Below are 24,163 nucleotides of genomic sequence, written 5' to 3'. Positions count from 1 at the left end.
CGAGCTATTCTTCGCCTTGGCCGGCCTCTGGTTGATCCTCGTCTTCGTCTATCGGAACCGAATCCAAAATCGCAGCTTCCTCGCCTGTTCCAATATCAATTCGCCACCCGGTCAAACGAGCAGCGAGTTTGGCATTGAGACCCTCCTTGCCGATAGCAAGAGGCTGCTCGGATGCATCGACGATTACGATTGCAGTTCCAGTGGCATCGTTTAGGTCAACCTCACGCACGTGGGCAGGCTGCAATGCTCGAGCTACAAATTCAGCTGGCTCCTCGGAAAATGGAATTATGTCGATTCGCTCGTTGCGCAATTCAGCCATTACCATTCGAACACGAGCTCCCCTAGGTCCAACACATGCCCCAACGGGATCAACATTTGGGTCATTTGAAGCAACTGCGATCTTAGAGCGAATGCCTGGCTCGCGAGAGAGAGCTTTTATCTCTACTACCCCACTAGCAATCTCTGGAACTTCCAATTCAAACAATTTTTTCATCAGACCAGGATGAGAGCGAGAAACCACTATCTGTGGTCCCTTGTTGGTCCGGCGTACCTCGACAATATAGGCTTTGACTCTTACGCCATTGCCATAGCGCTCTCCCGGAAGCTGCTCTTGAAGAGGCAGCAGAGCCTCAACCTTACCCAAATTGAGCAAAGTGTAACGACTATCGGCTTGCTGTACAATTCCGGTAACAATGTCGCCTTCGCGTCCTGCATATTCCTCATACTTTAAATCGCGCTCTGCATCGCGAATACGTTGAAACATGACTTGCTTAGCAGTCTGAGCCGCAATACGGCCGAAATCTGTTGGCGTATCGTCCCATTCGCGAATTACATTACCATCTTCATCTAGGTCCTGCGCCCAAACCTGAATATCGCCAGAATCGGGATCAATAGTGACCTCGGCATCTTCAGCCGAATCAGGCCTACGCTTATATGCTGCAAGTAAGGCATTCGCCAATGACTCTAGAAGGGTCTCAACCGAGACACCCTTCTCTCGCGCAATCGCCTGCAAAGGCTCCATAAAGTCGCCACCAAGCCTCGCCATTGATATCATCCACCTTCCCGCTTTTTACACTCGACAACGAGCGTAATCATAAAATCTTTCGTTATTTCTTGTCTTTTGAGCCACTTTTGGGCGCCATAGTTCGCTTCTCACCAATTTGCCACTCAAAGACCGTCTTTGCTCGCTCAATATCAATTAATTCAATAACTTGAACGTTTGCGGAGCCTACGGGAGAATCAAAACCAATGATAACAGTCGAATCCTGCACACCTTGTATCCAACCCAAGACTCGTCGATCTGAAGAGACTCCACTCTTGAGCTTGATATTCACTTTGCTTCCGATGAACCTAGCGAAGTGACCCGGCGTTCGAAGAGTTCGCTCTAGACCTGGGGATGAGACTTCAAGCATATATTGACCCGAATAAGCCTTATCCACTGCCTCAATAGAATCCAACAACTCAGAGACCAAGGGTGTTAGCAGTTCAAGCTTACTTGCGTCAACATTTCCTTTTGGGTCGTCAAAGGTGACCCTCAAAGTATCTTTGGTCGCCTCAATCTCAAGAACCTCAAGTCCATTTGCTTTTGACAACGGCTCCAACTGCACATAGAGCATTTCAACCAGTTCCTCATTAAATGCAGATCCCTTTGCCAACTCACCCTCCGATCCTTCTCTAAAATCACAATAGCGCTAGAGCAAGACAAGCGTGGGCCATGGGCCCACGCTTGTGAAAACAATACACCTATAGTCTATTTGAAAAACTAGTTAATTGGTCGTTTCAGGCACTCAAGGCACTATTGCCGATTAGTTCGACTACTGTTTCTGAGATCGAATCGATAGCTAGATTCAACGGAACACTTCTAGAAGAACCCGCAGAACGAAGCTTTATCTCAATTAAACCATTTGCAATCGTTTTTGGCCCCACCACCACATGGATAGGCATACCCATAAGATCAGCATCTTTCAGCTTGACTCCGGCGCCAACATCACGATCGTCCAATATGACTTCAATTCCGAGCTTTGAAAGTTCCCCATAGATCTGTTCTGCAGCCGCTTTGACCTCTTCGTTACCGCTGAAGTTAATTGCAACTAGATGTACCGCAAATGGAGCAATTGAGATTGGCCAGATCAACCCCGCATCGTCGTTGGAGACTTCAGCTACAACTGCTGGAAATCTGGAGACACCAATTCCATAGCATCCCATAAAGTACATCGTTTCGCTGCCGTCCTCACCAGAGAAACGAGCAGATCGAATCTTTTGTGGATATGTCAATCCAAGTTGAAAGGTATGTCCTGCCTCGACAGATCTCCTTAGATCCATTGGCGCCTCACAACGTGGACAACTATCGCCTTGTGTAACCACCACTAGGTTATCAAAGTCGTCAACGGAAAAATCGCGACCCAACACTGCATCTAGGATGTGGATACCTTCAGCATTTCCTCCAACAACATAGCCTAAATTAGAGACAATTGAATTATCGGCAATAACACGCACTCCACGATCACCCATTGATATCGGACCAATCGAGCCAAGTGTAAGAAATGGATACTGCGCAAATTCCTCCCCAGAGAGCGGAGCATAGCCGTGAGGAACCTTCAATACCCGATCACCAGGGACCAAAGCTAAAGTAAGTTTTGAATCCTTGGACTTTAGCGCCATAGTCTTTATTGTCTCCGAAGCTCGCACCTCGATTCCCTTAGATTTAAGGAGATCGACAACTTCATCAATTGATTTAGCTTGGCCGGTTTCAACCTCGTAAGATCGACCCACCTCACCTTGGCCGCCACCTGAAAAGTTAGAGGAACGAACCGCAGCCTCAATATTCGCGCGATAACCGCAATTTGAACAGCTAGCAAAGTGGTCCTCGCCGATGGCTGCCGGAACCATAAACTCGTGATTTACGTCTCCACCAATTGAGCCAGAGTCAGCCTCAACTGGATAATATTCGACACCAATTCGATCAAAGATCCTACAGTAGGCATCAAAAATATTCCTATACGACTCACGCATGGCCTCCTTGGACTCATCAAAGGAGTAAGCATCCGCCATAACGAATTCACGGGTTCTCAAAAGACCAAAACGAGGACGCGCTTCATCTCGAAACTTGGTCTGAATCTGATAGACCGTAGCTGGCAAATCTCGATACGACGCTAAATCTGGACTAACAGCAGCTATGACGGCTTCCTCGTGGGTCGGCCCCAAAACAAACTTACCGCCTCTAACCTCTAGCCGCATTAAGACATCGTCCATAGTGGCAGACCGATTTGTCTCTTCCCATATCTCCACAGGCTGTAATGCGGGCAAAAGGACCTCTTGGGCGCCCGCATTGTCGAACTCTTGCCTAATAATAGCTTCAACCTTACGTAGAACCCTAAGACCCAGTGGCAGATATGCATATACACCCGATGAGAGTCGCCGAATGTATCCGGCTCTTACTAATAGCCTATGTGAGATCGCTTCCGCATCAACTGGGGCTTGCCTTTGAGTTTTCGCAACTAGACGTGTCATTCGCATTACAACAGCCTAACCGCGCTTCAAAGGGTCAAAGTTCTCTTAGCTACAAGTTGTTAACGCTAAGGCATCTTGGCTTATTCGCTAAGATCGATCCGACGACGTATCTGCTCGATCTTAGTGATCGAATTATTAGCATCAACCCCTCGATTTTCCAAAAGCGCCAACCTATCGGCTTCAGCTTCGGCTTGCGCATTGGGATCTGCCGCAGCCAATCGAGCCTCCACTCCCTCTTTGGCTATCTTTTGAGCTTCTTCAACTAGCGCAGAAACCATCTCTGACTCTTTTACGACACCGACTATCTTGCCCTTAATAAAAAGATGGCCCTTTGATCGCCCAGCCGCAATTCCAAGATCTGCTTCTCGAGCTTCACCTGGACCATTGACCACACATCCCATGACTGCAACCTGAAGTGGGAGATTCAACTTCTCAAGTGCCTCTTGGGCAGCCTTGGCGACAGCTATAACATCAATCTCGGCTCGACCACAGCTAGGACACGCGATCAGATCAAGTCCCTTACGCTCACGAAGACCAAGGGCTTCTAGTAGAACACGACCTGCCTTTACCTCTTCAATAGGATCTGCTGTCAGAGAGTAGCGAATGGTATCGCCAATCCCCTCTGATAGGAGGGTTGCAATTCCGGCCGTCGCCTTTATGATACCGGCCGGAGGCGGCCCCGCCTCGGTAACACCTAAGTGAAGCGGGACGTCCACGGTCTCTGCCAAAATTCGATAGGCCTCAATCATCAAAACAACGTTGGAGGCTTTGACGGAGATCTTTACATCCTCAAACCCCACCTCACCAAAGAGGCTCAGCTCGTTCATCGCAGATTCAACGAGTGCCTCGGGGGTAACTCCATTGTACTTCTTATATAAATCCGGGTGAAGAGAACCGGCATTTACTCCGATGCGTATTGGAACGCCGCGATCTTTAGCCTCCTGAGCGACCAGCTTTATCTCGGCTGGTTTGCGTAAGTTGCCTGGATTCAAACGTAACCCGGCAACGCCAGCCTCAAGTGCAGCAAGTGCCATCTCCACATGAAAATGAATGTCAGCGACGATTGGGAGGGGAGATCTTGGAACAATTTGAGCCAGCCCTATAGCTGCTTCCCCATCATTACAAGTGCAACGCACAATGTCACATCCTGCTCCTGCTAGAGAATAGATCTGTGATAGAGTCGCCTCGACATTGGCAGTCTTTGTTGTCGTCATTGACTGAATCGAGACCGGGCTATCTCCACCAACTTGAACTTTTCCAAGGTAGATTGACTTAGAGTGTCTCCTTGGCGCGCTAAATGTGTTAGATCTGGCCATCATATTCTCCTTTTAAAAACATTCCTTAAAAACGCCAGTAAATATATTCGCTGTAGCCTCTCCATAGATGTCGAGAGACCAAGACACCTGTCCACAACGGTCCTACAAAATCGCAAACATCCACGAGTGTCAAAAACTCCTCATCCGGAAAACTCTCAAAATCCCAAAGGCACTTATTGAGAATTCAGCCAAAAGGATTTGCTATCGGATGTGTTATATCAAGATATAAAGCCGTCACTCCTAAAAGAACGATAACAAACAATACGGCGTACGTGAGCGGAACCATCTTCATCATGTCGGCGTGATATTTCCTTCCCTTTCGAGAACGAATAGCCTCGTATGTTGCGATAACTACATGACCTCCATCTAGAGGCAGTAGAGGAGCGAGATTGAAGATTCCAACGAAAATATTGATTGAAAAAAGCAACGTTAAAACCGCCCCCAGCCCAACATTGGCAGCCTGGCTTGCCAGTCTTACAATGCCTACTGGGGATTCAAAACGAATACTTGCACCCGAACCTGAGACCGTGGAGGCCGGATGCTGTAGAGCATTCACGTACTTTGATATCCCGTTTGGACTAAAGTGAGAGACCAAAGCACCAACAGTAGCGGCGCTATAGGAGCTAACAACGCCAAATGGCTTTATAAAACTAGAAAAGAACGAGCTAGTCTGTGTCGGCTCGCTGAGTCGAACCCCTATAAGCCCATTGTTAGCTGCGGCTGGAGATAGCCCTTTTTCTACGGTGCCGGCTTTGACTGGAGTAACTTTTATGGAAATCGTGTGTCCATTCCGCAAGATCTCCAAGGTCAAAGAGTGATTTGGGGAATTCTGTATTGCGGTCACAAGATCATTAGCAGAGACCAAATTATGACCATTGACACCAGTGATGATATCTCCTGGCCGAATGCCAGCACTAGCAGCAGGAGATCCACCTGAAGAGAAAGTACTTACGGCGTCAACCTTAGCTTGAGCTGCATTAGGAACACCAACAAACAAAAACAAGACGACAAGGATCAAATATGCCATGACAAAGTGCATGAAAGAACCAGCAGCAGAGACCGCTAAACGTCGTGGATAGGTTGCATTTCTATAGGCCCGTGCTTCATCTGCTGGATCCACCTGCTCAAGATTGGACATACCCACGATCTTAACGTATCCACCTGCTGGGATCGCCTTTACGCCGTATTCAGTCTCACCTCGCTTGATAGACCAAATCTTTGGACCAAAGCCCAAGAAATACTCGGTTACCTTCATACCAGACCACTTTGCGGTTGCAAAGTGACCGAGCTCGTGAATCATGATCATGGCAATTAAGGCGACCACAACAATGAGCGTCTTAGCGAAATTTAGATAAAGAGCAACCAAGACCACAGCGGTTAATATCAGCGCTGTCCGAGCTAGGTTTCTCCACAGTTGTCCACGACTTGCGACGAGATCCTCGCCTAGAAGATCGTCACTTTCGTTGGAATTTCTTGGTCCATCAGAGATATCTTCTGTTATCTCTAGTTTGTCTGACTCCAATTAAACTCCTCGATTACTTCACGCAATTTAGGTGAAAAAATTCAATTAACCTTCGAATGCGCATCTACTACTTCTTGTGCTCGCACTCTTGCCAACTCATCCAACGCTATAACATCGTCAACTTGTTCCAAAACGCAAGATTCAAAGCGAGCCAACGCATCCTCCAACAGGGGGTATATCTCCAACCATTGAAATCTTCCATCCAAATATGCCGCTACGACCACCTCGTTTATGGCATTAAGCCAAGTGGTGGCACCATTACCATTCCGAAGTACATCAAAAGCAAAATCCAATCCCCGAAAAATATCTCTCCTAGGGGGCTCAAAGCTTAACGAAAAGGAATTCTGAAAGTCTATCGGCCCATAAATCGGCTCAAATCTCCCAGGATAATTGATTGCATAAGCAATCGGCAACTTCATATCTGGCCTTGACATCTGGGCAAGGATCGAACCATCTCTAAAGGCCACCATGGAATGAACTATCGACTGGGCATGCACCACAACCTCTACCTGAGAGGGAGCAAGGTCGAAAAGCTCTACCGCCTCGATAATCTCTAGCGCCTTATTCATCAAAGTTGAAGAATCCACTGTAATCTTGGGACCCATCTTCCAGGTGGGATGATTAAGTGCCTCCTCTAAGGTCACCTTGGTCAGTTCTTCATAGGTCTTGGTCCGAAATGGTCCCCCAGAACTCGTAAGAATGACTTTATCGACCTCATCAGTCTTACCCCCACGCAAACACTGATGGATTGCTCCGTGCTCAGAGTCAATCGGAACAATCATTGCGCCAGGCGTAGAACGTACGCGCCTTACGACCGGTCCGCCGGCTACTAACGACTCTTTATTAGCTAGTGCCAGCCGCTTACCCGCTTCCAACGCGCCCAGGGTCACCCAAAGTCCTGCAAAGCCAACCACAGCGTTGACACTTACATCGGCTTCGCGAGCGGTCTCATAGAGGCCCAACGGACCAAAACGAACTTCCAGAGCCGGAAAAAGCTCTTGAATATAACGTGAAGCCACCTCGTTAGCCACAACCACTATCTTCGGATGGAACTCTCGAATCTGATCAACGAGCAGGTCCAACGACTTATCCACGCTCAGCGCCAAAATCTCAAAACGACCCTTTGAATCACGAACGACATCTAAGGTCTGTCGACCGATACTACCGCTTGATCCAAAGATTGAAAGAGTTGTAGTCAAGTTGCTGAGATCCATTTCCACAAAAGTATTCATAGGGCACTTAACTGTTAAATACCTTGAATCCACGATACGAAAAACTTTAAAACATCAAAGTTTATCCCCAGGTTAGGCTCCATCAAGGACAATCACCTATCGACCTTACCGATTCGGAAATAATGTTGGTCGAATAAAAAGGTCGATGGCCGCCTCTATGTGATCAATCAAGACGACATCGGCTCCCCAAAAGCACCTTTAATCAAAAACGATAACTGGATAATACCTTCAAAAAAAATCCTTCAAAATTGAAAGTTACCATCACAGAAACTTCGTACCATCAAAGATGATGGCTGAAGTACAAAACATAATAAAGAATCGGTGTAACGAAGATCAATGCGTCAATACGATCCAAGATGCCGCCATGACCCGGCAGGATGCTACCTGCATCCTTAGCACCGATCTCTCGCTTGATCTTAGATTCAACTAGATCTCCAACTGGAGCTGCAAAGGCGGTTATCAGTCCAATGGTCCCACCCAGAAGCGGAGTCACAGGATGTATGTGGCTCGTAATCAAAGCACCCACCAAAACAGAACCTAGAGCACCAAAGAGAAAGCCCTCGATAGTCTTGCCTGGAGATATTGTTGGAGCGAGCTTTCTACGGCCCAATGCCAACCCACCAAAATAGGCAAAGACATCGGCAGAGACCGTTACCAACAAAATCGCCATCATGTAGGCCAAGCCACGCCGGGGATCACCCGGAATAGGACGCATCACCAATGCTATGAATGCCCCACCCAAGCCAATCCAGGCAATACCTAAAAAGGTTACAGAGGCATTAGGGAGAATTGGACCTTTGAGTATTCCGGCGAGATACCAGACAAAACACGCAACCAACGAGATGCTCAAGACATAAGCGATAGCTGCAGCACCTTGGTAGTATGCACCGTATATCAACGCGACGCCACCTAGGATCCCTATCAGCTTGGCAGGCTTATACCCGCCAACTGGTGCATTTGGATGATCGGTGACCAGCATGTTGTAGAACTCAGACATTGCAATGACCACCGCTATGGTTAAGATAACCAAAACAGCCCATTGTCCCACCAGAAAACAGACTACAGCCAACGCTCCAAGAGCCGCTCCAGTCGCAATCCGTAAGAAAACTGACGACTTCTTAGCCCTAGCGCCCAATGTGTCGTTGGTATCGCCCTTCAGAGAATAGAGAACCTCACCCGCTGGGTTCGAAGAAGAAGCAGGTGGCTCTACCCTTCTTTCACCTCGCTTGTTTCGCGCCATTGTTTGATCATCCTTAATCGAACGCGACGGCCCCTCGGCCGGCGCGTTATTTTCACTTGGAGCACGCATTGGTTTTGTTTTAGTCTTGTCTCTTCGTCCCAATCTCGAGACAAACGACGAAGAATCCTCTACCAGTGGGGCGTCAAACCCTGCTGGAGGCAGATCGGCTGCATCGCCTTTTAAATCCCTTGAAACTTCTTTGTTAGAGGTTCGCATGTGACGGTGCTTTGGTTGAGGAGTAGATGCAGCGTTGTCACCGACCAAAGGAGAGACCTTTGTCCTTCTGGTCGAGCGTGTAGAGGACGATACTGTACGCACTGGGGTGGTGGATATACGTCGAGCATGCTTGCCTATGGGATAATCATCGAAACCTTCGAGGTCAATCACATCCTCCTCGATCAAATCGCCGCTGCTGGCAAAGTGCCGTCCAACGGCTACCTCACTTTGAGCGGAAAAAAGAGCCTCCTTGGTGGCTTCAAACTCGTCGTCAGCGTCCAGATGTCTTCGATTTTTAACCCATCGAAAAGCCCCTTCATCGACAGAGTCCAGATCAACATCGATTACCTCAGTGCGGTCAATTGCAAATTGGATAGGAATCTCACCAGTCGGAGCTTCCGTCCAGTGGGGTAAATCGGCGTCATAACCATCCGTATCGACATCATTTCGTGACAGAGCGCGTTTTTCTTGTCGCTCTCGCCACTTTGGTGACTTATCATCACCTAAAGAGTCGTACGATCCGTCTTGGCTTGCCTGAGTCACTAAATCCTCCTTGACTCCATCTACGAAGTCACCGCTGTACTCGATCCTAGATCTCCAAGAGTTCTTTCTCTTTACTTTCTAACATCTTGTCAATGTCAGCAATTGAATCTGCTGTAATCTTCTCCAGGTCCTTCTCTGCGCGGTCAAGTTGATCCTGATTGATCTCATTGCGCTTCTGGGCTGCCTCGAGCTCTTGACGAATAGTCCGACGAAGATTTCGTATGCCGACTCGTCCTTCTTCTGCGCGATGTTTTACCTGTTTCACAAGGTCCTTACGACGTTGCTCGGTTAGAACAGGAAAGTTCAAGCGAATGACAGCCCCATCATTGGATGGATTGATGCCAACGTCTGATGCCTGAATCGCCTTTTCAATAGCCCCAAGAGCACCTTTGTCATATGGAGTGATAACCAAAACTCTTGCCTCAGGAACTGAAAAACCAGCAATCTGCAAAAGCGGCACCTCAGTGCCATAATACTCAACTGGTAAACGCTCAACTATGCTCGATGATGCTCGACCAGTTCTAAATGCACCAAATTCACTGTGAGTATGCGCAATTACCTTTTGCATACGGTCTTTGGCGTCTAAAAGTGTTAATTCAATAATTGATTCATCCATTATGAAACCAGAGTACCTAAGAATTCGCCCCGTAGCGCACGAAGTATGTTACCTGGAGTCATTAAATCAAAAACATGTACTGGAATGTTGTTGTCTTTACAGAAAGTGATAGCCGTCAAGTCCATAACCTTTAGATCCCGAGCGACAACCTCCATAAAAGGGATGTAATCAAACTTGGTAGCAGAAGGATCTAATTTCGGGTCAGCACTATAGATACCATCGATTCCTGAATGTGTACCCTTCAGAACTACTTGAGCATCTATCTCAGCCGCCCGAAGCGCTGCAGCCGTATCGGTAGTAAAGTAGGGATTACCTGTTCCTGCTGCAAAGATGACAATTCGACCCTTTTCGAGATGTCTTATGGCCTTACGCCTGATATAGGGCTCCGCCAACTCGGCCATTTGAATCGCACTTTGGACTCGAGTCGCTTGACCCAACTTCTCTATCGCATTTTGGAGTGCGAGTGCATTTATAGTTGTAGCAAGCATTCCCATGTGGTCGCTTGTTGCGCGCTCGAGCATTGCGCCCGGACCAACTGCTCCCCGCCAAATATTGCCGCCTCCAACGATAATGGCCAGCTCCACCTGGAAGTCACGTGCCGCCTCGACAACCTCGGCAGCTATTTGATTTAGAACGAGCGCATCGATAATCTCATCCGAAGAGGAGCTAGCCAGCGCCTCTCCGGAGATTTTAAGAACAGCACGCTTCCACTTGGCCACTACCGGCTGTGAAGTCTGTGCCATAGCTTATTGGCCGATAAGAATTTGAGAAAATCTGGTCACTTTAGCTTGTCCTAGGAGTTGCTCAAGTGTAATTTTTTCATCCCGGATGAACCTTTGATCCATCAGACAGATGCCCTCATAAAAGCCACGCATACGACCATCAACGATCTTTTCAATCTGAGCATCAGGCTTTCCCTCGTTCCTAGAGATGGTCTCTAGGGTCTGGCGCTCGGCCTCCACCTCATCCTTGGGTACTTCGTCGCGAGAGACAAAGCGGGGACGCGAAAAGCCTATATGCATTGCGATATCATGTGCCAATTCGCGACTGCCACCCGACACCTCGACCAGAACGGCATTGACGCCGCGATCAGACTGAGTGTGCAAATAGCCATCGACTACAGAGCCTTCAGGTGCAACAAAGCGAGCTACCTTACCGACTTCGATCTTCTCTTTCAAAGTGGCCCTTAGCAGATCCAGGTCTGCCTCAAAGGTATCTTTAGCCTCTTCGCCCTTTTCGGCGACAGCAATCGTAATTCGCTCTAAGATTGCAATAAATTCCGAAGACTTAGCAACGAAATCGGTCTCGCACTTCAACTCAGCGATGGCGCCCAAATGATCGTCGATGACAACAAGCGCTACAGCTCCTTGAGAGTTTTCGCGGTCCTCACGCTTTGCCGCACCGGCCTTCCCCTTCTCCCGAAGGATCTGAGCGGCCTTCTCCATGTCACCGTCGGCATCTTCCAAAGCCTTCTTTACATCCATCATTCCGGCACCGGTCGCTTTTCGAAGCGTAGCCACATCAGCTGCAGTTATTGCCATTTTTTCACCCTAACCTTGGTTGTCGTAATAGTAATTTCGATGAATTGAGTAGTTCCAGACATTGAAAGTGGCCAACCACATGTGTGTCAGCCACTTCAGGAATCTAGATCTACCCTACTTGATAAACTCTTTGGGGATTGCTCCACCTGAAGATGACTCCTTCGAGAATCTCCAGGATTTTAATGTTAGGCTTCGCCCTCTGCTTCACTCTCTTTGCCACGCGCACGCTTTGAAGCGATTCGGGCTTCGCGCTCGCGTGCCTCGTCAGCGGCCTTACGTCGAGCCTCAGCTTGTGCGGATAGCCTCTTTGCCTCTTCCTCGGGATCCAACACTTTAGCCATAGAAACAACTTGGGGAAGAGTTCTGCGACCTTCCAAAACTGCATCTGAAACGATTCGACACATCAATTCGCCTGAGCGAATCGCGTCATCATTTCCAGGTATCACATACTTGATCACATCTGGATCACAGTTTGTATCTACAACTGCGACAATCGGGATGCCTAATTTATTCGCCTCTGTAACAGCAATGGCCTCTTTTTTCGTATCGATGATAAAAAGGGCGTCCGGAAGACGATCGAGATTGCGCAGACCACCTAAGTTTCGCTGCAACTTCTCCAACTCACGAGAGAGAATCAGTGCTTCTTTCTTTGGCATGGCGTCAAAATCACCAGCTGCCTTCATTCGCTCATACTCTTGCATCTTCTTGACACGACCAAGGATGGTCTGGAAGTTTGTAAGCATGCCACCGAGCCATCGCTCATTCACGAAAGGCATTCCACAGACTTGAGCAAAATTGGCTATCGGCTCTTGGGTTTGCTTCTTCGTACCAACAAACAAAACGGTTTTGTCTTGTGCCGCTAGCTCGCGAACAAAAAGAAAAGCAGTCTCAATTCGCTTTAGGGTTTGATGAAGATCAATGACATAGATTCCGTTTTGCTCGCCATAGATGAATCGCTTCATCTTCGGGTTCCATCGACGGGTCTGATGTCCGAAATGCACACCGGCTTCTAGAAGCTGACGCATAGTTACAACAGGTTGCTGACTCATATTGGTTTCCTCCCACGGTTATACCAGTTTTGGAGCTCGCGCACTATTTTGTGCGACCGTTGGGACGCTCCAGAACTTGAATTAGTCGTCATACAGCTTATATAATCAATACAACAAAAGCGTCGTTTTAGAATGAAACCCCAAAACAAATCTGCTCAACTTCGATACATGGGACTTACATCGTAGCTATATTCAGACTCTAAGGCTAACCCATGACGATTTCGGCCTGCGATCCATCCCGGAATGCGAGAGCTCCACAGGTTTACGGATAAGAGATCCTCGCCCAAGGTACACTGAGCGTCTAATGGAGACCACTATTTAGCACCACAGTGAATTAGGGGGATGAAGTAGGGGGATATAGAACAGTTGAACCAAAAAAAAGGGGGGCCAGTACGAAACAGGCCAGTACGAAACAGGCATGCGCTAACAAGGTTATACGACGATCAACAAAGCAGGATTCCTTGTTCGATGGAGTTATGCCTCCGTCGGTCATCGGGTATCGACCTAAAAAGAGATTTAGAGCGATCTTTGTTACCTATGTGGCACATTTATAGAACCAGTTCGTCTTTTACCTAATAAAAACAATTCAAAGATCCCGGCATCTTGGGGCATAGACGCTTATGACTGGTTCGGCTCTTCAATTTAGCTCTTCCATTTGGGCAAAAAAAGAGTAGCCTTGTTGTCTTGCGGGCCAAATCATTCTCGCTGGGCTGCCTAGCCAAGGAAGTCTCCCAGCACGCCTAAGTCGTGGTCCATAATGACCAAAACAAAATTTAGCTAATTGAGGGCAGATATGGTGATATGTCAACTCTCACGATAACTAGGCCCAGAGGGTTGGAGTATCCCTTAATAGCCGAATAGTAATGTGTTGAATCTTGGATGTGGCGGGAATCTAATTCTGAGAATCGAAATCGTTCAGCCGTAATCGGAGTTGCATTACAGCCTTGGTGTGGATCTGACAAACTCGAGATTCAGTGACGCCTAATACTTGCCCGATTTCCGCAAGGGTAAAGCTCTCGTAGTAATAGAGAGCCAAAACCATCTTCTCTCGATCGCCAAGTCGATTTACGGCTTGCGCGAGAAGCTGCTTTGTCTCTTCGTTCTCAAAAACTAGGACGGGACCAGTTGCTTTGTCTGGAATCGAATCACCTAAAGTACCAGAATCACCGCGCTCTGAACTGGCCAAAATCTCATCTAGTGCTGCAATTCCAAGACGTCGAGTTTCAGTAAGAATATCACCAAGATCCTTTGGTGTGATCCCCAACTCGGCGGCCAACTCTTCGTCGCTTGGACTTCGCAATAGCTTTGCCTCTAGCTTTACTATTGCCTTTTCAACCGATCGTGCCTTAGCTCGGACCGAGCGAGGCACCCAATCTATGGCTCGCAACTCATCGATAATCGCACCCTTTATTCGAGCAATTGCATAGGTCTCAAATTTAATCGCTCGCTCAGGGTCAAATTTGTCTATAGCATCAATCAAACCGAAAATGCCATAGGAAACCAAGTCGGAAGGATCTATGTTTCCTGGCAAACCGCTAGCGACTCGTCCTGCTACGTATTTCACCAGAGGAGAGTAATTCACGATCAACCTATCACGAGCATCCGAGCTCTTGGTTGTCTTGTACTCTTTCCACAAAAGAGTCACTTGATCTTGATCGTCTACTTCCACAGTTTGCATCTTAGTTGTCATTTGCCCTCGGATGGGTCTTAGCGTGGACCTCTTTGAGGCGGGCCAACGATACTTTTGTATAAATCTGCGTCGTAGCAATCGAACTGTGACCCAAAAGTTCTTGAACGGATCGCAGATCCGCACCGTTGTTCAATAGGTCTGTTGCAAAGGAGTGGCGCAACTGATGTGGAGAAATCGGAAAAAGCGACCAACGCTCCAATATTCGCCTCACATCCCGCGGAGTCATCGGGTTCCCCCTTGAATTCTTCAAAAACGGATTGTGAGAATTTACTTCCACGTCCACACCTTCATCCCCTGCATGGCCGAGCGTACTTGAGGAATCAACGGCAGCTCTAAATTGTCCTAGAGCCCTTAGTGCAGATCCAGAAAGAGGAACATCTCGTCTTTTTGAACCCTTGCCAAGAATCTGAACAAATCCTGAACCTAGTCGAAAGTCCGGCCACTCAAGTGAACACAACTCAGCAACTCGCAACCCTGAGCCATAGATCAACTCCAAAATAAGCCAATCCCGAAGATCGACCAGTGTCATTGAAATTTTGGCAGTCGTTTCGACTCTATCGATAAGCTCTCGCGTAACAGATTCACTTAACGGCTTTGGAAGTGAACTCGGAGTTCGCCCAACGCTCAATGCTCGCCCAAATTCATCCGGATCGTTCGGATTTTGCGATCGAACAAAATGCATAAATCCGCGCACAACGCTCGCCTTACGCAGGAGCGTGCGTTGAGACAGGCCAGCAGCACGACATGTTGAAAAATATCTCCGCAAATCATCATTTGAGAGTTGCACTATCTCATTCTCATGCGGATGCGAGACAAAATCCTTCAAATCGCGTCGATATAGCGCCAAAGAAGACTCAGCTAACCGACGTCGCGTTCCAAGATAACTATCGACCAGTGCAAGTCCTCGATCAGTAAGATCCAACTTAGATTCGAGCAACTGCCCTCGCGCGTATCGTCCCATAGCTCCCCAACTTACTACGGACTCACCGTTATAAAAATATGATGACTTCGAAACCAACAACAATTTAAGTTATCGGCAGATCTTGCCGAGAACTCAACACTTAGAATCTTGAAAATTAAAATATTCTAAGACAAACGATAGCACCAAATACCTTGATCATTTTGCTCCCAACTCTCCTCTTTAAAGCAAAACCTAAGTGGCTGGAAAGCAAAACCTAAGTGACTGGCGCCTCTCTGATTTAAATAAATTCTAAAGCAAAAAATGCAACCCAAAACTTTTACAGTGAGAGCTAGCCCTCCAAAGCGAACGTGACCACCACAGACTTATAACCAGAACAAACCGCACTCTGGATCGTTTCATAGTATTTATCTTGGGGGTTCAAAGCCTCGTTTGGAACAATCCTGGACACCTTAGCATTGAGCTGCTACCAACCTATTGGTGGAATACAAGTCCCTCCACAGCCCACTAAAGCCGCGACCAAAACAAAAAACGCGGTAGCAGCCAAATCAAATCGACCCTTGGTCCAACTTCCCCTTGGCCTTAAATTGCTCCAAATCCATTGCGATCAATCCAACACTTGGTAAAGCCTTATGGGAGCAAGACCTTATTAGACCTAAGCATCAATCCAAAACACAAATCCCTTCAAAGGAAAAGCGCTGGCACAGTGATAGTCACACAAACTATTTTATCCTGTGTTAGCGTTCCAAAACATAGGCAATGAAACGTTAGATAGGAAATACGTCTGGCTAGCTAAAAGAATTAAAAAGTTTTGATCTTGGAACGTTTCAATTAGCCAAACCCTCAAAATGAAAAAATCCTCTTGGATAGCTATAGGGATCACTCCCGTAGCATCGCTACATAAAATCATAAAAATTAAAACGGATACTAATAATGATCTTCATGAATACTAAAAGAAGCACTATCTAAAGCTCAGAGCTGGCTCCTCGATTAGGTCATATATGACACCCAGTCAGCTCTCGTCGCTCTGGTACCGCCTTCGCGGGGATGGCTTCGTCGATTGGTTCAATTGGCTAAATTGGCGCACATTGAGGATCGCAATATCATAGAATGACGAAATCTAGCAAGACTAATAGATCGGCTCAAAACTAATAATTCAAAACGCCAAGATTGGCAAACTAACTCCGGATCCCGAGCAAAGGAATGACATTAGAGAGAATTACTGACAACATAAGTACTCAAATACAATCGAAGGTTCGAGAACCAAAATTCAAGATTCCCGATAACGATGCTAAAACTCGCTCAAAGCACCATTACAGACTCGATAAAGTAATCAAGGTGGCTCAATTCCTAACAGCGTCAAGATCTAAAAAAACGAAATCCTCTTAATCAACCGAGACCGATCAAGAGGATGGATAAGGATGATCCGGGGCCAAGAAGTCAAATTGACTTGGGGGACAGATCTCAGATAGTTCTTAAACCTTAATCCGGACATCCTTAAAAAGTTATCAATTTTTCATTACTCGGCGCTCAACCTCACTTTACTTTACTTTGCCCAAAGGAAGAACTTCGCGCTTGTAGACAAAGGCCAAGATATCAGCGGCAGCCTTATAAAAAGCAATCAAAGCAAAGACAATCCCGACATAGCCGCCAAACTTTCCTATGCTTGCGGAACCAGTCCAGTTTGAAATAGACGCACAGGATAGCGCAATTACGATCAAGGCAAAGATCACGGCAAGTACTTTTTCGATCCTAAGGGCGCATAAAAAGTAGATGACAGTCATAAGTACATAACACGCTATGAACGCTCCAAAAGCTTTACCTCCGGCAGTACCAGCCATAGGTGCAAAGTGCCAAATCCAAAGGCCGACGATAATCCAAAAAGCTCCGTATGTTCCAAAAACAGCGTAAGTGAAGGTATTCCCTCGCGAGTATTCACCGAGGGCAACAATAATTTGGATCAAACCAGCTAGCACAATCCCTACCGGAATGATCAAGGCTGTCGCCTTTCCATCGAGGACTCCTGCATTGACAAAATTCAAAAGCAATGACCCAGTCGCAAAGGCAAGAACGCCCAGCGGGCCTGGATCGGCTCGATTATCTAGGACAGTTGGAGTCGCCGGATCCCATTGTGGCTCCAACCCTGAAATTTGGGCAGTTTTTTCGCGTGTACTCACGAATAATCTCTCTTTCTCTAACAGATCTTCTCCAGACGCGATCTGTTGTTGTAGATGATATATGACATAAGTCACAAATACAAATCAGACAAGTATACGTGTCTGACAATCATACGCCAAGGAAAAAAACAGGGCCAAAGGGCAGTCACCTCGCCAGTAATGATTCAAAACACCGCCAAGCTTCCAGCCATTTAATTCCTCGCCAACGCAAATGTGGCAGTTGAAGTTGGACGGGCAAAACCAAGGCAGTTCACATCACCCCGGGCAAATAGCGCCAGCGCAGCGTTCTTAATTCTTGGGCAATATCACGTCCTTATCTTTGGGCGATTCAATGGCAGGGCACTTGGGCGATTCAATACAGACTTGGGCACCTTATGTGAATAGGTCTTTATTGATGATGCAGTAGCCCAGGACTCTTAGGTGCCGAATTGGTCGTAATGCATACCAAGTGAACTGGAGCCCTATCATCTAGTTTCCTAAATGCCAAACAATAACTTATCTATCATTTAGAAATCTTAACAAGTCCCAAAAATCCTCGTAAAATTCTAGTTTTTGTCAAAGGGGGTCGTCGTATGAAAAAGCTAAAGCAACAAGAACCTAGAGTCACTTTTTTGGGTCTCGCTACAGTGGTGACCGTGGCTCGCTTTGTCGATCAGTGGGCAAGCAGTCTCAGCTAACCTTGTTTCGACGAAGGGACTGGCCGACAAACCAGTTTCATAATGAAACTTAGGCTCGAACCAATAACTAGCGGACTCATCATTCAGATCTCATCGAATGTCGTGGCTCTTCGATATCGATGGGCATCTTGGCTAAATTGGCGCTGGCTCAGGAGTTCCGGGCAGTTCTCAGACGAATGAAGCCTTCTCTAAAGACGAGACTCATCATAGATCTGGTCAAGAATCACCACGGGATATAACCATCCTTCAAAGAACCACACTTTAATTGTTAGAGTTCCAATGGGGCTGTGGCTATCGTAACGAGTGTTATTCCAACTTCGCAAAGGTAGTCTCATCAGCGATTAGCAAATCGATTACCATCGATATTCGCCCTGGCGAATCCCCTGCGAAAGCTTTGTACCGATAAAGAGGTCGCTGCGGACTAAAGGTATTGACAACGGGGCCAAACTGACCTTTTGTCGCTTGGGTCGGCACTAGTTTGCTAAGGATAATCAAACCTTAAATAGTTATTCAATGTGATCTTTGCGGATGTTTGCCACGGCTAGCCAAACGGAGTCGATTACCCAAGCTTCTTTGTGCTGGGGTAATCGAACCTAGTTTGGCATCCCGATAGATCACCTGAATCGATAGTTACCTTCATTGAATACGGTCCACAACTACGAGCTATCAGTCCTAGCGATCCTCATTCAACTACTAACATTGAGGTAAAAGCGGCTAAAGAAGGTAAATACTAGTGAACGACGACGCCAGAAAGAGCGTGATTTCAAAGACGGTCTCAATCTCTGAAGCACTAACCGAGGAGCTTCGCTCGAAAGTCCTCGATGGAGACATCCCAGCCGGGTCTCTGGTTACCGAAACGGAAGTAGCTTCAACCTATGGAGTTTCACGTCCAACGGCGAAGTCAGCGATTCAATCTCTCACTCATGACGGCTTACTACGCCGTCGTCCAAACAAGCCTGCCTATGTTCCACATTTGAGCAAAAGCGACATAGAGGATCTATATTTTGTTCGAATTCAGATTGAGACATCTGTCGTTCGCCATCTGGCCAAAAACAACTTGGCTCCATCGGCAGCACTAAAGGCTGCCGATGAATTGGCCGAATTGCCAGAAGATGCCCCCTCATCCGTCTTTGCCTATACCGACCTCGCATTTCACGCCAGCCTTGTGGATGCCACTAATAGCGAGCGATTAATTGAACTCTATAGAACACTTCTTGATGAGATAAGGCTCTCAATGGCTCAAGCTCGTTACGCTCTCGGCCAACAGAGAATATCTTCGGAACACCATGGAATCTACTTTGCAATAGAAGAAAGAAACGAACTCCTAGCCGTGGATCGCCTTACCGACCATCTAAACGGGGCTTGCTACGCCCTTTGCGCCAACCAAGCCAAAAAATAGTTTCGTCGCTAACTGCATAGCCATAGATCTACCGAGTTGCACGTTCGACAAGAGATATGAATGGCTCAAATGAGACGCCCAACTCATCGCTTAGAGTTGCCTCACAAGTGCTAGCAAAAGAAAATGCACCGTCAAAGACGAGGCCCTTCAACTCCATAACTTCGTCCCGAAGAGCAGACTTGACTACTTCGGGGTACAACATTCCACGATTGCCTCCGGCGCCACAGCACGTCGCCGATTCAGGCACTACGACAACATTGGCTAGCTGCTGAGCAATTCCCACCGCGGTTTCAGAGAGTCCCACCCGGGTAAGGGCACAAGTTGGATGAATCAAAACACGATCTAACCGATTAGTAATCGCGAGACGCGGTAGCAAGTCCTCAATCCAAACTATAAGATCCCTGATTTGAAGGTCCGAATGATGGCCTCTATTGGCGGAGGTCAAGAGATCACCTCTAACGCCAAAGGATTGCCGTCCTAACTCCTGCATGAGACTATGCGTACATGAAGTTACGTCACAGATAATCGGGATCTCTCCAGAACGAGTCCAACGCCAAAATGAATCGACCGCCTTATTGGCCGAGACCGAAGCTCCGTCTTCGTAGCCATTATGCGACCATGGTTGAGAGCAACATACTCCCTGGACATCCTCTGGTATCTCAAGGTAAATTCCGGCTCGACCGGCGACCCTAAGAACTAAATCAACCACAGACGCACCATCGACGTTGCCCTGGCCAAACATCCGCGAGACACAAGATGGAAAATAGATGGCATCTGGTCTACGTCGCAGCGTTGGGCGCGCAATTGATATGGAAGTTCCCAGACTGACCGGCGGGCTAGGTAAAACAATGTCTAACTTGCGAAGTTGCGTATTCAATTTCTCTAGTGATCGATTCCCCACAACCTTCGTAATGCGCTTGTTGACCACCAATGCCCCTCTAGTCGCTGTTTCTATTAGCGAGAATCGCTCGGCTGCCAACTTTGCGACGAACTGCGAGGTCTTGGTCTTTGCCATCGATCGGTCGTGATCCACCAAATCTGCGGTATTGATGCCCATTGGACAAACCGTGGCACACATACCATCTGCTACACAGCTATCTCGGCCGGCGTATTCGTACTCGCGCCACATTTGCTCAGCCTCATCAATTTCCTCATCTGCCAAAAGAGACAGATGGCTCCGATGGGCTACGATACGCTGCCTTGGGGTCAATGTGACATACCTGGTGGGACAGACATGCTCGCAATAACCACATTCGATACACTTGTCAATTGTGTTATCCCCAATGATCTTGATGGCCTTAATCTTCTCCAGATGGACATTAGGATTATCATTTATAATCACACCAGGATTCAACAAACCGTACGGATCGCACAGTGTTTTAATCTCCTTGAGATACCCATAGGCCTTTGAGCCCCACTCCTTTTCTACAAAAGGAGCAACCGCTCGACCGGTTCCATGTTCAGCCTTTAGTGACCCCTCAAGTCCAACCACCAAGTCGATCACTTCGTCCATAAATGTAGAAAAATGAAGGACACGAGACTGATCGGACATGTCGTCACAGACAAGAAAATGGACGTTCCCAGCTTTGGCATGGCCGAAGATAACTCCCGCATATCCATATCGATCAAACAAAGCGTTCAAAGACGACACCAACTCACCAAGATGGATTGGCTCCACCGCTACATCTTCCAAGATGACGGTAGTACCTGGTGCTCTTTCACCACCGACGCTCGCAAAGATACCGTCCCGAACAGACCACAACTGAGCCCTCTCCTTGGCGGAAGTCGAAAATGGAGTATCTGCCACCAATGCAAGCTCATCCACAACCCTTTGTGCGCCTTCGATCAAAAGTTCAAGAGCCTCGCTGCTCGAGGCAGCTAGGTCAAAAAGCAACGCTGCAGAACCAGTCGGTATCGTCTCAACCACCGCAGGGACGCCGACACGACCAACCACCGAAGTTAGAGATGCATAATCCAATAACTCGACCGCAGCCGGATTGATAACGGCTAGATCCCCAACGGCCCTAGCCGCGTCTTGGTCGGAAGCAAAAAAAAGTAATCTACTTGCCCGATAAGGCTCTATCGGAAGGGTCGATAGGGTCGCTTTAGCGATAAACCCCAGCGTACCTTCGGCGCCAATCAACAGGTGAGAAAAGATGTCGCATGGATCATCAAAGTCCAAAAAGGAGTTCAGCGAATAACCTGTTACATTCTTTATACGATATTTTCTTTTGATTCGATCGCGCAATTCGATATCTGACCGTATCGCGTCGCGAATTCTAAGCAGCCCATTGACAATCTTGGGCTCATCCCGTCCAAAACGCTCTCTATCTGCAGCTTTAGAGGTGTCATATCGGTGGCCGTTGTACAGCACAAACTCCAACGAGACAAGAGTATGGTAGGAGTTCTGTATCACTCCTGCTTGCATGCCGCTGGAGTTATTAGAGAGAACTCCACCCATCATCGCCGCCGATTTGGAGGCTGGATCCGGTCCAATCTTTCTTCCAAACGGAGAAAGCTTCGCATTCACCTGATTGACGGTTACACCAGGCTCGAAGGATACCAGATCCCCACCACCATGCACCGAGATACCTCTAAAGCCAGTGCGAAGTTCACCGATAATTCCTTCTCCAACGGTCTGACCTGATAGAGATGTACCCCCTGCGCGAAATGTAATTGGAATACCCTCGTTTCGAGAGAAATCTATCAACGCCAAGGCATCTTCGATTTGGCCTAGACGGACAATAGCCTGAGGTTTATATTCAAAATAAGAGCCATCCCGAGAATAGACCGAGCGATAGAGAGCGCTTGTAAGAACTCGGTTCGAGGGGTATATTCTAACTAACTTTTGCCGAAGTGGATCCTGAGGTGCCACCTTGACCACACGCTTAGAAATTCCCCTAAAAACTCTCGATCCGCTCATCCAAATCCTCCATCAATACGAACAAAAATGAAAAACAGACGACGGCCAACGACGAATTGCCAAAAGCGATTAGGAGTGTTCACAGGACAAGAGCAAAAACCCCAAAATACACACTGGCGAATAAAGTGTGTCGGTCATCTGTCTGTCCCTTAATTCAAACTATACATCATCGATCAAAGATTAACAAAGTAGATTTCCGTAAATTTCAACCAAGTGGAAGGCTTCCATTTAATTGATCCGCTAATAATGTGAGCTTTGTATCCATAATGTAGATGGAGGAAATTGTTGTGAAGTCCAAAAGGCATACCCCCGAACAGGCTTTCAAAAAGATCACCGAAGGGGACAAGGCGCTAAAGCGAAGGTGCAGCCATAAGTCAAGCTGCCCGGAGCGCCGCAGTCACTAAAGACCACCTGGCAGCTTGGTAAGCCTGAATCCACAGAAATGGACCAGCTTGAGCCCTTCGGTGTGACTCTGAGTCGGTTTTTCGGAACTGATTTAGGTTTGACGGAGGGTCTATGGCTTAAATCTGGTTTCAGAGTGCCAAATATGACCTATTCCCTTTGTGGTTGAGCCTGTTTGGTCATTTTTGAGATTGTGAAATCTCATTTTAGCCATAGTGACCTAGTCCCTTGTCTTCTAGAGCAGTTCCTTCAAGTAATATTCAGTGTGTTAGGTAACCAGATGTTCAGGTGATGGCGATCTCAAACTTTCTGATCCGATCAAGAGCCTCTAAGAACTTATCCTTATAGTGCCAGTGTTCTTCAAGATGCAGTATTACTTTTCTAGCTGAACGAGTGATATGTCCTGCGATCTGAAAGTAACACCGTCGAAGCTTTGGTGTGGTGTAACAGTTTCTGTAATAGCACGTATTCGTGCAGTGAATCGTGCCAGGTTGTGTTCAATTGCACCGTGCCAGGTTGTGCAGTTGCACCGTGCCAGGTTGTGTGCAATTGCACCGTGCCAGGTTGTGTGCAATTGCACCGTGCCAGGTTGTGTGCAGTTGCACCGTGTCAGGTTGTGCAGTTGCACCGTGTCAGGTTGTGCAGTTGCACCGTGTCAGGTTGTGCAGTTGCACCGTGCCAGGTTGTGCAGTTGCACCGTGTCAGGTTGTGCAGTTGCACCGTGTCAGGTTGTGCAGTTGCACCGTGTCAGGTTGTGCAGTTGCACCGTGTCAGGTTGTGCAGTTGATACGCCCCGGGTTTAATGGAGACTCCATTATCGCAGAACCAATCGGTTCTCTTGGGTACGCATTAGCGTAGCAGAGACGGATGTCAATACCCCTAAAAGCACGATATTTGATGGAATTTGAGCTGTCTGGCGAACTAGTTGTTTAGATTAAATCTTTAAAATATGGCTGGTTCTTTACTATTTAGGACATCTCTCACTACCACCAACTTTGTAACAAACAAATCCACAATCACAACAGAAGCATTTGTGGTGATTGTCGACTTAAAATGCTGGGTACATCAAAATACCTACGGGAACTTTGATGGAGCTCTGGATTTAACTATGGAAGGTTAGTTATCGAGATCGACGGGGGCGACTGGTTCGTCACAATGAGGACAAGGACCACCCGTTCCAATACGGGTACG

17 protein-coding genes are annotated in these 24,163 nt (G+C 47.4%); 1 reads left to right on the top strand and 16 read right to left on the bottom strand.

The features are described 5' to 3' along the window. Nucleotides 1–4: 4 nt before the first annotated feature. The 14 genes from nusA to AXFE_RS00020 form a co-directional block, all read right to left on the bottom strand. Nucleotides 5–1,045: a transcription termination factor NusA gene (gene nusA, locus AXFE_RS00085; protein ID WP_082058339.1), complete on the bottom strand. Its 1,041-nt coding sequence runs from the start codon at nt 1,043–1,045 to the stop codon at nt 5–7. Nucleotides 1,046–1,106: 61 nt separating this feature from the next. Next, nucleotides 1,107–1,655 carry a ribosome maturation factor RimP gene (locus AXFE_RS00080; protein ID WP_052603862.1) on the bottom strand — a complete coding sequence of 183 codons (549 nt, stop codon included), beginning with the start codon at nt 1,653–1,655 and terminating at the stop codon, nt 1,107–1,109. Between the two features lie 124 nt (nt 1,656–1,779). Then, a complete protein-coding gene (locus tag AXFE_RS00075; protein WP_160291667.1) occupies nt 1,780–3,510 on the bottom strand; it encodes a proline--tRNA ligase in 1,731 nt (576 codons plus the stop codon). Between the two features lie 80 nt (nt 3,511–3,590). Further along, the gene (gene ispG, locus AXFE_RS00070; protein ID WP_052603860.1) at nt 3,591–4,826 is read right to left on the bottom strand and encodes a flavodoxin-dependent (E)-4-hydroxy-3-methylbut-2-enyl-diphosphate synthase; all 1,236 of its coding nucleotides are present in this window, start codon (nt 4,824–4,826) and stop codon (nt 3,591–3,593) included. A gap of 184 nt (nt 4,827–5,010) precedes the next feature. Further along, nucleotides 5,011–6,348, bottom strand: a complete 1,338-nt coding sequence (locus AXFE_RS00065; protein ID WP_052603859.1) for a M50 family metallopeptidase — start codon at nt 6,346–6,348, stop codon at nt 5,011–5,013. 41 nt (nt 6,349–6,389) lie between these two features. Then, nucleotides 6,390–7,580 carry a 1-deoxy-D-xylulose-5-phosphate reductoisomerase gene (gene dxr / locus AXFE_RS00060; protein WP_235347483.1) on the bottom strand — a complete coding sequence of 397 codons (1,191 nt, stop codon included), beginning with the start codon at nt 7,578–7,580 and terminating at the stop codon, nt 6,390–6,392. Nucleotides 7,581–7,860: 280 nt separating this feature from the next. Next, nucleotides 7,861–9,579, bottom strand: coding sequence for a phosphatidate cytidylyltransferase (locus AXFE_RS00055; RefSeq protein WP_052603858.1), 1,719 nt, complete (start codon nt 9,577–9,579; stop codon nt 7,861–7,863). Between the two features lie 46 nt (nt 9,580–9,625). Next, on the bottom strand, nt 9,626–10,195 hold the full coding sequence (frr, locus tag AXFE_RS00050) for a ribosome recycling factor (RefSeq protein ID WP_052603857.1): 570 nt from the start codon (nt 10,193–10,195) through the stop codon (nt 9,626–9,628). After that, entirely contained in the window at nt 10,195–10,938 is a 744-nt protein-coding gene (pyrH, locus tag AXFE_RS00045) for a UMP kinase (RefSeq protein WP_052603856.1), read from the bottom strand. The genes frr and pyrH overlap by 1 nt, the downstream gene beginning before the upstream one ends. 3 nt (nt 10,939–10,941) lie before the next feature. Continuing rightward, on the bottom strand, nt 10,942–11,736 hold the full coding sequence (gene tsf, locus AXFE_RS00040) for a translation elongation factor Ts (RefSeq protein ID WP_052603855.1): 795 nt from the start codon (nt 11,734–11,736) through the stop codon (nt 10,942–10,944). Between the two features lie 185 nt (nt 11,737–11,921). After that, the gene (gene rpsB, locus AXFE_RS00035; protein WP_052603854.1) at nt 11,922–12,785 is read right to left on the bottom strand and encodes a 30S ribosomal protein S2; all 864 of its coding nucleotides are present in this window, start codon (nt 12,783–12,785) and stop codon (nt 11,922–11,924) included. A gap of 892 nt (nt 12,786–13,677) precedes the next feature. After that, entirely contained in the window at nt 13,678–14,463 is a 786-nt protein-coding gene (whiG, locus tag AXFE_RS00030) for an RNA polymerase sigma factor WhiG (protein WP_052603982.1), read from the bottom strand. Between the two features lies 1 nt (nt 14,464). Continuing rightward, on the bottom strand, nt 14,465–15,436 hold the full coding sequence (locus AXFE_RS00025; protein ID WP_052603853.1) for a tyrosine-type recombinase/integrase: 972 nt from the start codon (nt 15,434–15,436) through the stop codon (nt 14,465–14,467). A 1,499-nt stretch (nt 15,437–16,935) separates the two neighbouring features. Next, nucleotides 16,936–17,571 carry an acetate uptake transporter gene (locus AXFE_RS00020; RefSeq protein ID WP_052603852.1) on the bottom strand — a complete coding sequence of 212 codons (636 nt, stop codon included), beginning with the start codon at nt 17,569–17,571 and terminating at the stop codon, nt 16,936–16,938. A gap of 1,410 nt (nt 17,572–18,981) precedes the next feature. On the opposite strand from AXFE_RS00020, the gene AXFE_RS00010 reads away from it, so the two are divergent. Then, nucleotides 18,982–19,647, top strand: a complete 666-nt coding sequence (locus AXFE_RS00010) for a GntR family transcriptional regulator (RefSeq protein ID WP_052603850.1) — start codon at nt 18,982–18,984, stop codon at nt 19,645–19,647. Nucleotides 19,648–19,675: 28 nt separating this feature from the next. Here the strand turns inward: AXFE_RS00010 and AXFE_RS00005 are convergent, their stop codons facing one another. Continuing rightward, a complete protein-coding gene (locus AXFE_RS00005; protein ID WP_052603849.1) occupies nt 19,676–22,570 on the bottom strand; it encodes an FAD-binding and (Fe-S)-binding domain-containing protein in 2,895 nt (964 codons plus the stop codon). Nucleotides 22,571–23,345: 775 nt separating this feature from the next. Continuing rightward, nucleotides 23,346–23,600, bottom strand: a complete 255-nt coding sequence (locus AXFE_RS18875; RefSeq protein ID WP_152625754.1) for a hypothetical protein — start codon at nt 23,598–23,600, stop codon at nt 23,346–23,348. Between the last annotated feature and the right edge of the window lie 563 nt (nt 23,601–24,163).

The sequence above is a fragment of the Acidithrix ferrooxidans genome (genome assembly GCF_000949295.1).
Taxonomy (GTDB): domain Bacteria; phylum Actinomycetota; class Acidimicrobiia; order Acidimicrobiales; family Acidimicrobiaceae; genus Acidithrix; species Acidithrix ferrooxidans.
Note: the sequence above shows the minus strand (reverse complement) of the source record. Positions and strands in the feature narration are given on the sequence as shown.